Below are 13,311 nucleotides of genomic sequence, written 5' to 3' on the forward strand. Positions count from 1 at the left end.
TCGCCAGAATTTACATACCAACACAGATCATGTTGGCTTAACTCAAGGAGGAAATTATTGTGACGAAACGTGCTTTAATTAGTGTCTCTGATAAATCAGGTATTTTAGAATTTGCGAAAGAATTAGAGGCATTAGACTACGAAATTTTATCAACAGGTGGAACGAAAAAGCATTTACAAGAAAACGGAGTAACTGTTACATCTGTAGATGAAGTAACAAAATTCCCAGAAATCTTAGGGGGACGTGTTAAAACATTGAACCCAATGATTCACGGTGGTCTTCTTGCAAAATATGATGATCCTGAACACCAAGCACAAATGCAAGAACACGGCATCGAACCAATCGAAATTGTCTGTGTAAACCTATATCCATTTGTTGAAACAATTTCAAAACCAAATGTTGAATTTGCTGATGCGATTGAAAATATCGATATCGGTGGTCCTACAATGCTACGCTCAGCTGCCAAAAACCAAAAATACGTAACAGTAATCGTAGATGCTAATGACTACGATACGGTACTTGCAGAGTTAAAAGCAGAGGGACATACAACACTTGAAACACGTCGTCGTTTAGCAGCAAAAGTATTCCGTCATACAGCAGCTTATGATTCCTATATTTCAAATTACTTAACAAACTATGTTGGTGAAGAGTTCCCAGATCAACTAACACTAACTTATGAATTAAAACAACCACTTCGCTACGGTGAAAATCCTCACCAAAAAGCAGCATTCTATCAAAAACGCCTTGGTTCAGATTTCTCTATTGCATATGCTGAACAATTACATGGTAAAGAGCTTTCTTATAACAATATTCAAGATGCGAATGCAGCTCTTCAAATAATCAAAGAATTTAAACAGCCCGCTGCAGTAGCAGTCAAACATATGAACCCATGTGGTGTTGGTATCGGTGAAACCATTTCAGAAGCATTTAACGAAGCATATGAAGCTGATTCAACATCCATTTTTGGTGGTATTGTTGCACTAAATCGTGAAGTTGATGTGGAAACTGCAGAAAAACTTGCGGGTATTTTCCTAGAAATTATTATTGCTCCTGGATTCACTGATGAAGCAATTGAAAAATTAACAGTGAAGAAAAACGTTCGTTTACTTACAATCTCATTTGAACAACAAAAACGCGATCAATTCAATACCGTATCTGTTGAAGGTGGCTTATTAGTTCAAGAACCAGATCGTAAAGGTTTTGAAGATGCAGATATCCAAGTAACGACTGACCGCAAACCTACTGAAAAAGAATGGGAAGCATTGAAACTGGGATGGTCCGTAGTTAAACATGTAAAATCAAATGCAATTGTTGTAACAGATGATAAAATGACACTTGGTGTAGGCGCTGGTCAAATGAATCGTGTAGGTTCTGCTAAGATTGCGCTTGAACAAGCTGGTGAAAAAGCGAAAGGTGCAGCATTAGCATCAGATGCATTCTTCCCAATGCCAGATACAGTTGAAGAAGCAGCGAAAGCAGGCATTACTGCGATTATCCACCCAGGTGGCTCAAAACGCGATCAAGATTCAATAGACGTTGCAAATAAATATGGTATAGCAATGGTAACTACTGGCGTAAGACATTTTAAACACTAAAATATTAGTGGAATGTAATACAAATATAGAGAACCAAAGCAAGAGTAAAATAAAACTGGTTCGCATAAAAATACCCGTTTTTGTGAGTTTTAACAAATAGTTCATAAAAAAGAACACGCCCGTAAGTTGAGCGTGTTTTCTTTTCATAAGGAGGATTTCCGTTGAATATTTTAGTTATAGGCAGTGGAGGTCGTGAACATGCTATTGCCAAGCAATTTGCACAATCACCATCTGTTGAAAATGTATTTGTCGCTCCAGGTAATGATGGAATGGAACAAGATGTAACCTGTGTAAATATTGCTACAACAGATTTTGCATCACTCATCAAATTTGCAAAAGAAAATGCAATTGATCTAACGTTTGTTGGTCCTGAACAACCACTTTCTGAAGGAATTGTTGATGCATTCAATGAACACGATTTACTAATCTTTGGCCCAACTAAAGCTGCAGCTCAAATTGAAGGAAGTAAATCATTTGCGAAAGAATTAATGCAGAAATACAATATTCCGACAGCAGCCTATGCTACTTTCACAGATGCTGAAGAAGCGGTTGCATACATTCAAAAAATGGGTGCTCCGATTGTTGTAAAAGCAGATGGGCTTGCTGCTGGAAAAGGCGTTATTGTCGCACTGAGCGAACAAGAAGCGATTGATGCAGTTCGTGATATGATTGGTAACCAACGTTTCGGTGAATCCTCTTCCAGAGTTGTTATTGAAGAATTTTTAGACGGTGAGGAATTCTCCTATATGTCATTTGTTCATAACGGACAAATTTATCCAATGGTTATTGCACAAGATCATAAACGAGCTTATGAAGGAGATAAAGGTCCGAATACAGGTGGAATGGGAGCATATTCTCCAGTACCACAAATTTCTGATGAAATAGTGACACGTGCATACAACGAGATTGTTGCACCAACCGTACAAGCTATGTCATTAGAAGGAATACCTTTTACAGGCATTTTATATGCAGGATTAATACTGACAAATGAAGGTCCAAAAGTAATTGAGTTTAATGCCCGTTTTGGTGATCCTGAAACTCAAGTAGTGTTACCAAGAATGGCTTCAGATTTTGGCGAATTCATGATGGCGTTAATGAAAGGTGATCCATTTAATCTAGCATGGTCTGACGAAGCCATGTTAGGTGTAGTAATTGCTTCTGATGGTTATCCTGGCGATGTTATTAAAGGCAATCCATTACCTTCCTTACAACAACTTTCAAGTCAGTTCGATGTATTTCATGCCGGAACAAAGCGTGTAGAGGAACAATATGTAGGGAATGGTGGACGTGTATTATTAGTAGCGGCAAAAGCACCTTCGTTGAAAGAAGCGCAAGAAAAAGTATATCAAGGATTAGCACAGGAAGAATGGAAGGGTTTCTTCTATCGTAGAGATATTGGCTGGAGAACTATGTAAAAGAATTTATAAAACAAACTGCCCGATTTATTTCGGGCAGCTTTGAATCATGATTGTCCTGTTGTACCTTTAGATTTGGATTGCTGGTTTGAGTTCGATTGTTGCTTATTTGTCTGTTGATTTGAATTAGATGGTTGCTTATTCATTTGTTGATTTGAATTTGACTGTTGGTTTGTGTTAGACTGTTTTGAGCCGTTTTGCTGATTTGAATTCGTTTGCTGGTTGTTTTGAGTTTTTTGTTGCTGTGTGTTTGAAGTAGTAGTATTAGTGAAGTCTTTCATTAATTGTGCAACATCACTTATAGGATTAGTATTTGTGTTGGTACCAGATCCTGCTCCAGACGAAGAACCTCCACCACTCATACTATCGATAACAGCTGAGGCAACAGCTCCTAATCCTGAACCTGCGGATGAGGAACTGGATGAAGAACCGCCACCCATATTACCCATAACAGCCGAAGCAACAGCGCCAAGTCCTGAACCTGTGGATGAGGAACCGGATGAAGAATTGGATGAAGAACCGCCACCCATACTTCCCATAACAGCTGAAGCAACTGCACCTAACCCTGAACCTGCCGATGAAGATCCAGATGAAGATCCAGATGAAGATCCAGATGAAGAAGAACCGCCACCCATTGCAGAAGAAGCTGCTGCACCTAACCCTGAGTTACTTGAAGAAGAGCCAGAATTACTTGTCTGCAATTCGTTGATAAGAGAAGTTAATGAGTTGTTCAAGAGTGCTTTTGTAGGACAATATTTTAGAATACCCTCTGCCATTTTCATAGCTCCTAAAATAACCATAGCCCTACCTCTCATACAATCAGGTTTACGAGAAAGTTTAGCTACACCAAATGCTGTCATACTAGCACCACAAGCGAAGCGAGTAAAAGCATTCCGAGTACTTAAATTTTCGTCTAATGGCATCAATTTAACCTCCAGTTAAAAATAATTATTCAAATCATAATGCTTTGCTTTCCAAAAGTGCTATGATACGATTACCTTATAATACAAAAAATTCAAATTGCATTTTCGCTTACAAAATAACCGTGCAAAAAATGCACACACTTTATAGAAAGGAGATGGATGCAATGCTAGAACCAGCATGGAAAATTGGGGAAATACGGCAGCAAGTAGCTGTTATAGATGGTAAGGTAGCACCCAGTATTGTTATAACTAACGCACGTTATCTACATAGCATGTATAAACGATGGATGCAAGGAAATATTTGGATTTTAGGAGAGCGCATTATTTATGCAGGTCCTAAAATGCCAGTTAATCAGAAGGGGACAGATATCGTAGATGCAAAAGGACAAACAATTGTTCCAGGCTATATCGAACCACATGTACATCCATTTCAACTTTATAATCCCCAAACATTAGCGGATTATTCTGCGCAACTTGGAACAACTACATTCATATCTGACAATATGACGTTCTTTTTAGAACTCAGTAATAAGAAAGCGTTTTCAATTTTAGATCAATTAAAACAACTACCTTTTTCTTTTTATTGGTGGGTTCGTTTGGATTCACAAACAGAACTTCTTCATGAACATGATTTATTTACAACAACTTCCATACATGAATGGTTGGAACGCAGAGATGTATTACTTGGTGGAGAGTTAACTGGCTGGCCGAGATTAGTAGCTGGTGATGACCAGATGCTATATTGGCTACAAGCTGCAAAAGCATACTGCAAAAAAATTGAAACGCATTTACCGGGTGCATCTTCTCGTACTTTAGCAAGATTAAAATTATTTGGTGCAGATGGAGACCATGAAGCGATGACTATTGATGAAGTAGAAAATCGCATTTTACATGGTTATGCTGTAACTTTAAGACATTCATCGATCCGTCCAGATTTGCCAAATTTATTAAAAGATATTGTCGATAAGAAATTGGATATCTTTGATCACCTAATGATGACAACAGATGGAGCGACACCATCGTTTTATGAAGATGGTATTATGGATAAATGTATTCAGGTGGCGCTTGATGCAGGTGTAAGTCCAATTGATGCATACCAAATGGCCACATATAATGTAGCACGTTATTATAATATGACGGATGTACATGGCTTTATAGCAACAGGTCGCTATGCTACTTTGAATATTTTACAGGATGAATTTCATCCTGTACCTGTAAGTGTTTTGTCAAAAGGTGTTTGGCTAAAACGAGACGGACAAAAAGTTCAGTCATTAGAAGGCACTGATTTTTCAAAATTAGGATCGTTAGATTTAGATTTCGATATAACAGAAGAAGATTGTCAGTTTTCGATGCCTTTTGGTATTGAGATGGTTAATGATGTGATTACAAAACCGTATAAAGTATCAGTCCATACAAATGATGGTCATTTAAGTGAGGAACATGATGAATGTTATTTAATGCTTGTTGACCGTCAAGGTAGATGGCGTGTAAATACATTGATAAAAGGGTTTGCAAATAAACTTCAAGGATTTGCTTCATCTTACTCTTGCACGGGTGATATTATTTTAATCGGTAAAGACGTACAAGCAATGCTTCATGCATTCCACGTAATGAAAGAAATGAATGGTGGAATTGTTATTGTTGAAAATGGGGAAGTAGTGGAGAGCTTACCATTGCCTCTCGGAGGTAGTTTATCTAATAAGCCATTAGAAAAGCTAATAGCCCAAGAGAAAGCATTAAAAGCGGCTTTAGCAGAACGAGGTTATCCTCACGGAGATGCGATTTATACACTCTTATTCTTACAATCAACACATTTACCTTATATTCGTATCACACAACGAGGGATATTCGATGTAATGAAGAAAAAGGTACTATTTCCATCTGTTATGAGATAGTAGTGCTTTAAAGCGTTAAATTGAAATCAAGGCCTACATGGTGGTAAAATATAAATGATAAGAGATCGTTGACATTGGGTAGCGGCGAACTCATAGACATGGTACAATCATGTATGTTTTGTCCATCATGAGGATCACCTTATACCTTCCAATCCTGGACGAGAAAATAATCGCTAGGCCATCCAATAGGGAAGGAGGAAAAAGTGTTTATGCAAATCGAGAAAATTAGAGGCCATCAAACAGATCAATTGTTCAAAGCCGTTTTAGAGTTAAATAATATTGAAGAATGCTATAAGTTTTTTGATGATTTATGCACAATCAGTGAAATCCAATCATTAGCACAGCGTTTTGAAGTTGCACATCTTCTACGTTTGAAAAAAACGTATGAAACCATAAAAAAGGAAACAGGTGCATCTACTGCAACAATATCTCGCGTACGCAGATGTTTTGATTATGGTAATGACACGTATGATGAAATGTTAGGTCGTCTTTATCCAGACGAAAAACCTTTTCAAGCACCTAAATAAAAAGCATTTCCGCTTTAAGGAGGATTAATAACTGGACAGATTCTGTTCAGTTTTTCCTTTTTAGGTTGTAACTTATAATAACCATAAAATTCTTCTACCCGCCTTTCGCAAATAGTAGCGAAAGGCTTGTTTTGTGTATACTGTTAACAGAAAGAAAAATAGATAGGTGGGTTTATATGGAGATAAAAAATTGGCAGCATGTGTTCAAGGTGGATCCGGCAAAAACAATAACAGATAAAGAACTAGAAGCATTATGTGAATCAGGTACAGATGCCATTATTGTAGGAGGAACTGATGACGTAACAATTGATAATGTGTTAGACTTATTAGCTCGTATTCGTCGTTTTACAGTTCCAGTTGCATTAGAACTTTCTAATTTAGAATCAGTAACACCAGGTTACGACTATTATTTAATTCCTACAGTATTAAATAGTATGGACACAACTTGGGTAAAAGATTTACATCATGAAGCGATAAAAGCATATGGCGATATAATGATGTGGGAGGAGCTAATTGCAGAAGGATACTGCATTTTAAATGGTGATTGTAAAGCAGCGAAAGTAGCTAATGCCAAAACGGATTTAGATGAAGATGATGTAATCGCATATGCAAGAATGGCTGAAAACTTCTTTAAATTACCTGTTTTTTATATGGAATATAGCGGGGAATATGGTGACCCACAATTAGTGAGAACGATTAGTCAAGAATTACAACAAACTCAATTAATATATGGTGGTGGCATTACTTCTATTGAGCAAGCAGAAGAAATGGCTAAATACGCAGATACAATTGTTGTAGGAAATATCATTTATGACGATTTAAAAATTGCATTACAAACTGTAAAAGCAGTGAAAGATAAAAAATAATATAGTATAATTAAGAACAAATGTTTGTATATAAAGGTGGTGCCTTATGGAACAGCTAACAAAGAACTTAATCAAAGGTATGAATAAAGAGCAAGAAGAAGCTGTCAAAACAACAGAGGGACCGTTGCTTATAATGGCGGGAGCTGGCTCTGGTAAAACACGCGTGCTGACTCATCGAATTGCCTATTTAGTTATCGAAAAACAAGTATATCCTTCTAAAATTTTAGCGATTACATTTACGAACAAAGCAGCGCGTGAAATGAGAGAACGAATTGATGGATTACTTGGAAATGGTACGGGAGACCGCATGTGGGTATCAACTTTCCATTCTATGTGCGTACGTATTTTACGGAGAGATATTGATCGAATTGGCTTCAACAAAAACTTCTCGATATTAGATACATCTGATCAACTAACCGTGATTAAAAACGCTTTAAAGGAACTTAATATAGATACTAAACGGTTTGATCCACGCTCAATGTTGAATGCGATTAGCTCGGCAAAAAACGAATGTATCGATGTTAAAACTTATCAAGCACAAGTAAATGAAGCTAATCCGTACGAACGTACAGTAGCACAAGTATATGAAAACTACCAAAAACGTTTACGCAAAAATCAATCACTCGATTTCGATGATTTAATTATGCAAACGATTCGATTATTTGAAGAGGTTCCTGATGTATTGGAATATTACCAAAATCGTTTCCAATATATCCATGTAGATGAATATCAAGATACTAACCATTCTCAATACCGTTTAGTGCAAATGCTAGCAAAGAAATTCCAAAATATTTGTGTAGTAGGGGATTCTGACCAATCTATTTATCGTTGGCGTGGTGCGGATATCCAGAATATTTTATCTTTCGAAAAGGATTATCCAACTGCTAAAGTAATTATGCTTGAGCAAAATTATCGTTCAACTTCTCGCATCTTACAAGCTGCCAATGACGTCATACAAAATAACGCCAGCCGTTATCCTAAAAAGCTTCGTACAGATAACGAGGACGGCGAGAAAATTTCGCTCTACCGCTCATATGACGAAAAGCAAGAAGCTCAATTTGTTGTTAAGACTATTCAAGAACTAATGGAAAAGGAAAATCGTTCATTAGATGATTTTGCTATTTTATATCGAACAAATGCACAATCTCGTGTAATGGAAGAAATGCTGGTTAAATCGAATATGGAATATACCATTGTCGGTGGCACAAAGTTCTATGACCGTAAAGAAATCAAGGACTTACTTGCATATCTTCGCTTAATAGCAAATAACGATGATGATCTATCGTTAGCCCGAATTATAAATGAACCAAAGCGTAGTATTGGTGCAACATCATTTGAACGTATGGCTCAATTTGCAATTGATCAAGATCGATCTATTTTCGATGCGTTAAAAGAAGTAGATTTTATGGGGTTATCAGCAAGAGCTACAAATGCGGCAATCGCTTTCCATACAATGATTTCAAACTTTACTAAAATGCAAGAATTTATGTCTGTATCTGAACTAGTAGAGGAAGTTCTTGATAAATCAGGCTACCGAGACATGCTTAGAAATGAAAAAACAATTGAAGCTGAAAGTCGTTTAGAAAATATCAACGAATTTTTATCGGTTACAAAGGCTTTTGAAGATCAAAGCGATGATAAATCATTAGTAGCCTTCTTAACAGATTTAGCGTTGATCTCAGATATTGATACGCTTGATAAGGAAGATGAGTCAAATGGGTCTATCGTTTTAATGACGATGCACTCTGCAAAAGGTCTTGAGTTTCCGGTTGTCTTTATTATCGGAATGGAAGAAAACATTTTCCCACACTCACGATCCTTGCAAGATGAAGATGAAATGGAAGAAGAACGTCGTTTAGCCTATGTCGGCATAACTCGCGCTGAAAAACGATTATACTTAACATGTGCTCAATCGCGTACAATTTTCGGGCGAAGTAGTTTTAATCGTCCATCACGTTTCTTGCAAGAAATCGGTCCTGAAATACTAGAAGAAGTTTCAACAAATACACATTCTTCAAGCTCAAGCAATAGCTTTGGGGTGTCTAATCGTCGTACTTCCAGTTACGCTGTACCACAAACGCGTAAAACGATTATAACGCCAGCTTATTCACAAACAGGTGGAGACAAAATAGGCTGGAAAGCAGGCGATAAAGCTTCCCATAAAAAATGGGGTATTGGTACAGTTGTTGCTGTTCGGGGAGAAGATGAAAATACCGAATTAGATATTGCATTCCCAAGCCCAACTGGTATTAAACGATTATTAGCTAAATTTGCGCCAATTGACAAAGTTTAAGTAATTTGGAGGAAAAAGAATGGATAGAATTCAATTGGAAAAGCGTGTTGCAGAGTTAAATCAGCTTCTTCATGAATATGGACATGCCTATTATGTATTAGATAATCCGGTTGTACCGGATGCAGTTTACGATCAGCTTTTACATGAACTGATTGCATTAGAAAAAGAAAATCCAGACTTAATCTATCCAGATTCACCGACTCAACGTGTAGGTGGGGAAGTTTTAACTGGTTTCCAAAAAGTAACACATCAATATCCGATGCTAAGTTTAGGAAACACTTTTAACGAAAGTGATTTAAATGATTTTGATCGACGTGTTCGATCAGTTATTGGTGACAATTTCTCCTATGTTTGTGAACTGAAGATTGATGGTTTAGCTATTTCATTACGTTATGAAGATGGAATTTTCATCCAAGGTGCGACACGAGGTAATGGGACTATTGGTGAAGATATTACGGAAAATCTAAAAACTGTTCGCTCTGTACCACTTCGTTTAAAAGAACAAGTAACAATTGAAGCTCGTGGTGAATGTTATATGCCAAAACGGTCATTTACCAATTTAAACAAAGCTCGTGCAGAAAAAGGGGAAGAACTATTTGCTAATCCACGTAATGCGGCAGCAGGTTCTTTACGCCAACTAGATCCTAAAGTTGCCGCAAGTCGTAACTTAGCTACTTTTATCTATGCTATTGGTGGTAGCGGAGAAGCTTATGGTTTAACAAGTCATAGTGAGGCTCTAAACTATATGGATCAGTTAGGCTTTCAAACAAACCACGAACGTCGAAATTGTAAAGATATCAAAGAAGTTATGGCTTATATCGAAGAGTGGACAGAAAAACGCCCAACATTACCATATGAAATAGATGGTATTGTTATTAAAGTAGATAACTATGCTCAACAAGCTGAGTTAGGGAACACAGTAAAAGTTCCTAGATGGTCGATTGCGTATAAATTTCCTGCAGAAGAAGTTGTAACAACTGTTTTAGATATCGATCTAACAGTTGGTCGTACAGGTGTTGTTACGCCAACTGCTATCTTAGAACCAGTACAAGTTGCTGGAACTACGGTGCAACGTGCAACATTGCATAACGAGGATATTATCCGCGAAAAAGATATTCGTATCAGAGACAAAGTGATTATTCGTAAGGCTGGCGATATTATTCCAGAAGTTGTATCTGTATTATTTGATCAACGAAGTGAAGAAAGCGAACCTTTTGCTATGCCAACCCATTGTCCAGTTTGTGAAAGTGAACTTGTTCGTATTGAAGGGGAAGTAGCTTTACGTTGCGTTAATCCACAATGCTTTGCCCAAATTGCAGAAGGTATGGCTCATTTTGTATCTCGTAATGCAATGAATATTGATGGTTGTGGAGAAAAAGTCGTAGAGCAATTATTAAAATCCAATCTTGTAAAAGATGTATCTGATTTGTATCATCTACAAGTAGAAGAACTAGTTCAACTTGATCGAATGGGTGAAAAATCCGCAACAAATTTGGTTAATGCCATTGCTGAGTCTAAAAAGAATTCACTAGAGCGGTTATTATTTGGATTAGGAATACGTCATGTGGGTGCAAAAGCAGCAAAATTAATAGCTGAAGAATTTGAAACGATGGATCGATTAATGACTGTAACTGAAGAAGAATTAGTCAATGTTTTTGAAATCGGAGAAAAAATGGCTGACTCTATTGTTTCTTATTTTGAAAGTGAAGATGTACAAGCGTTAATTACACGTTTACGTGAAGCTGGCGTTAATATGACTTACTTAGGTAAGAAAGTAAATGCAGAAGAAATAGTAAGTGTATTTTCTGGGAAAACAATTGTGTTAACTGGTAAATTAGAACAATTGACACGGCAAGAAGCAAAAGAGAAAATAGAAGAGCTAGGCGGAAAAGTGACAGGAAGCGTAAGTAAAAAAACAGACCTTGTCATAGCCGGAGCAGAGGCAGGATCAAAACTCACAAAAGCTGAACAACTAGGCATTGAAGTGTGGAATGAGGACCGTCTCATTGAAGAACTAACTGAGTAAAGGAGCTTTCAAGACAATGAACCGACTTCGCTGGGTACCAGTTATGGTTGTTACAGCTATGTTAGCAGGCTGTAGTTTACCTTCTTTAACAAAAGATTCAACTGTCGTGCAATCTACTACAAAAGATAAAGAAGAAACAACAATCATTCCTAGTATGCAAATTGATAACCAATACTACCGTACACTTTTACCTTATAAGGAAAGCGCAAGTAGAGGTTTGATTGTTTCAAATATTAATACTAAATATGATATAAAAGAGGCAGAAAGCGGTTTACAACGCTTATCTCAACAAGCTTTTAGTCCAGACAAATATTACTTCCAAGAAGGGCAATATTTAGATACGAATACTGTGAATTCGTGGTTAGCACGTAGTTCCCAAGATCCGGCTGGATTAAATCCAAAAACAACAAAAAATATGTCTCCTACAGAACGTGCAAAAACAGCGCCAATTTATTTGGCGCATATTATAGAACAAAACTACTTAGAAAAAACAGGAAAGAACAAAGTAAAACTTGCCGGCATTTCTATTGGACTTGCATTGAATTCAGTTTATTACTACCAAAAGGAACAATACGGTGCAACATATGAGGAAGATATTCCACAAGCTGTACTTGACGCACAGGGCAAAAAAATCGCTGCACAAGTAGTAAAACGTTTACGTCAGATAAACGGTCTATCAGAAGTTCCAATTACTGTCGGTCTGTTTAAACAACTTAGCCGTTCTTCTATTGTTCCAGGAACTTATTTTGCTTATACAAATGTTGATCAAGGGAGTTCTCAAATAAAAGATTGGAAATCTATCAATGAGGAATATGTTCTCTTCCCAACAAGTGATTCAAACAATAAATACCGCGATATTAACGAGAACTTTAATTATTTTAAACAAGATATTGATAAGTATTTCTCAAATTACACCAATATTGTTGGAACGGGATTCTATCAAAACAATAAGATTCAAAAGCTAGAAATTCAAATTCCTATAAAATTCTATGGATCATCAGAAATTATTGGTTTCACTCAATATATGTCTGGTGAAGTAATGGATCAATTCCCAAAAGGTTTACAAGTAGAAGTAAGTGTTACATCTGTTAACGGTCCTGAAGCTTTAGTAGTTAAAGAGGCAAATGCAGATCAACCATACGTCCATATTTACAATGATTAAATAATATAAAAGAGGTTGACCCTAAAGCTATGGGGAACAACCTCTTTTTTTACGAATATAAGATATAGAGCAAAACTTTTCATTGTGTCAAATAAATGTATAATTTTAATGGGGATAATTTTTCAACGAAATTTCGATATAATGAAAAATAGGTAACTCACATGATCATGGAGGGAATAAAACCCTTTACTTTCAAGCATTCAAAAGCGCTTTAGTTAATAGAAGTGTCTTGCACATTTCTTTAGAAAAATGATATTATTATCGGTATGGTTATCGATTTCGGAGGTGTGAAAAATGGCAAAACTTTCAAAAGAAGAGGTTAAGCACGTAGCAAATCTTGCTCGTCTAGCAATTACAGAAGAGGAAGCAGAAAAGTTTGCAGCTCAATTAGGTGCAATTACTGACTTCGCCGAGCAATTAAACGAACTAGATACTACAAATGTAGAACCTACTACTCATGTATTACCTTTAGTAAACGTACTTCGTGAAGACGTAGCAGTAAAAGGTTTAGATCGCGAAGTTATGATGAAAAACGTTAAAGAACAACAAGATGGCTTAGTCAAAGTACCACCAATCATTACAGAATAAGATTAACGTTAGGAGGGACAA

The 13,311-nt window shown here is 36.7% G+C and carries 10 protein-coding genes; 9 read left to right on the forward strand and 1 reads right to left on the reverse strand.

The window, feature by feature from the left end; all coding sequences use genetic code 11:
• Positions 1–59: 59 nt before the first annotated feature.
• Together purH and purD are read left to right on the forward strand one after the other, a co-directional pair.
• Positions 60–1,595 carry a bifunctional phosphoribosylaminoimidazolecarboxamide formyltransferase/IMP cyclohydrolase gene (gene purH / locus CEF14_RS16605; protein ID WP_102693848.1) on the forward strand — a complete coding sequence of 512 codons (1,536 nt, stop codon included), beginning with the start codon at positions 60–62 and terminating at the stop codon, positions 1,593–1,595.
• A gap of 161 nt (positions 1,596–1,756) precedes the next feature.
• A complete protein-coding gene (purD, locus tag CEF14_RS16610; RefSeq protein ID WP_102693849.1) occupies positions 1,757–3,010 on the forward strand; it encodes a phosphoribosylamine--glycine ligase in 1,254 nt (417 codons plus the stop codon).
• 47 nt (positions 3,011–3,057) lie between these two features.
• Here purD and CEF14_RS16615 read toward each other — a convergent pair whose 3' ends face one another.
• On the reverse strand, positions 3,058–3,933 hold the full coding sequence (locus CEF14_RS16615) for a hypothetical protein (RefSeq protein WP_102693850.1): 876 nt from the start codon (positions 3,931–3,933) through the stop codon (positions 3,058–3,060).
• A 164-nt stretch (positions 3,934–4,097) separates the two neighbouring features.
• Between CEF14_RS16615 and CEF14_RS16620 the strand changes: the two genes are divergently transcribed.
• The 7 genes from CEF14_RS16620 to gatC all read left to right on the forward strand — a co-directional run bounded on the left by CEF14_RS16620 (position 4,098) and on the right by gatC (position 13,290).
• The gene (locus CEF14_RS16620) at positions 4,098–5,828 is read left to right on the forward strand and encodes an adenine deaminase C-terminal domain-containing protein (protein WP_102693851.1); all 1,731 of its coding nucleotides are present in this window, start codon (positions 4,098–4,100) and stop codon (positions 5,826–5,828) included.
• Positions 5,829–6,037: 209 nt separating this feature from the next.
• Complete coding sequence (locus tag CEF14_RS16625; protein ID WP_102693852.1) at positions 6,038–6,355, forward strand: YerC/YecD family TrpR-related protein; 318 nt, start codon at positions 6,038–6,040, stop codon at positions 6,353–6,355.
• A 176-nt stretch (positions 6,356–6,531) separates the two neighbouring features.
• Entirely contained in the window at positions 6,532–7,221 is a 690-nt protein-coding gene (gene pcrB, locus CEF14_RS16630; RefSeq protein ID WP_102693853.1) for a heptaprenylglyceryl phosphate synthase, read from the forward strand.
• Between the two features lie 46 nt (positions 7,222–7,267).
• Complete coding sequence (pcrA, locus tag CEF14_RS16635) at positions 7,268–9,514, forward strand: DNA helicase PcrA (RefSeq protein ID WP_102693854.1); 2,247 nt, start codon at positions 7,268–7,270, stop codon at positions 9,512–9,514.
• A 19-nt stretch (positions 9,515–9,533) separates the two neighbouring features.
• Positions 9,534–11,540 carry an NAD-dependent DNA ligase LigA gene (gene ligA, locus CEF14_RS16640; protein ID WP_102693855.1) on the forward strand — a complete coding sequence of 669 codons (2,007 nt, stop codon included), beginning with the start codon at positions 9,534–9,536 and terminating at the stop codon, positions 11,538–11,540.
• Between the two features lie 16 nt (positions 11,541–11,556).
• The gene (locus CEF14_RS16645) at positions 11,557–12,702 is read left to right on the forward strand and encodes a CamS family sex pheromone protein (protein ID WP_102693856.1); all 1,146 of its coding nucleotides are present in this window, start codon (positions 11,557–11,559) and stop codon (positions 12,700–12,702) included.
• 294 nt (positions 12,703–12,996) lie between these two features.
• Positions 12,997–13,290 carry an Asp-tRNA(Asn)/Glu-tRNA(Gln) amidotransferase subunit GatC gene (gene gatC, locus CEF14_RS16650; protein ID WP_102693857.1) on the forward strand — a complete coding sequence of 98 codons (294 nt, stop codon included), beginning with the start codon at positions 12,997–12,999 and terminating at the stop codon, positions 13,288–13,290.
• The last annotated feature ends 21 nt before the right edge of the window (positions 13,291–13,311 follow it).

Origin of the sequence: Rummeliibacillus pycnus, from assembly GCF_002884495.1 — a bacterium.
Lineage (GTDB): Bacteria > Bacillota > Bacilli > Bacillales_A > Planococcaceae > Rummeliibacillus > Rummeliibacillus pycnus.

Excerpts from the sequence above, each read along its gene's own strand:
- CEF14_RS16615 (WP_102693850.1), bottom strand. The coding sequence starts at position 3,933 with ATGCCATTAGACGAAAATTTAAGTACTCGGAATGCTTTTACTCGCTTC.
- CEF14_RS16620 (WP_102693851.1), top strand. The coding sequence starts at position 4,098 with ATGCTAGAACCAGCATGGAAAATTGGGGAAATACGGCAGCAAGTAGCT.
- CEF14_RS16625 (WP_102693852.1), top strand. The coding sequence starts at position 6,038 with ATGCAAATCGAGAAAATTAGAGGCCATCAAACAGATCAATTGTTCAAA.
- pcrB (WP_102693853.1), top strand. The coding sequence starts at position 6,532 with ATGGAGATAAAAAATTGGCAGCATGTGTTCAAGGTGGATCCGGCAAAA.
- pcrA (WP_102693854.1), top strand. The coding sequence starts at position 7,268 with ATGGAACAGCTAACAAAGAACTTAATCAAAGGTATGAATAAAGAGCAA.
- ligA (WP_102693855.1), top strand. The coding sequence starts at position 9,534 with ATGGATAGAATTCAATTGGAAAAGCGTGTTGCAGAGTTAAATCAGCTT.
- CEF14_RS16645 (WP_102693856.1), top strand. The coding sequence starts at position 11,557 with ATGAACCGACTTCGCTGGGTACCAGTTATGGTTGTTACAGCTATGTTA.
- gatC (WP_102693857.1), top strand. The coding sequence starts at position 12,997 with ATGGCAAAACTTTCAAAAGAAGAGGTTAAGCACGTAGCAAATCTTGCT.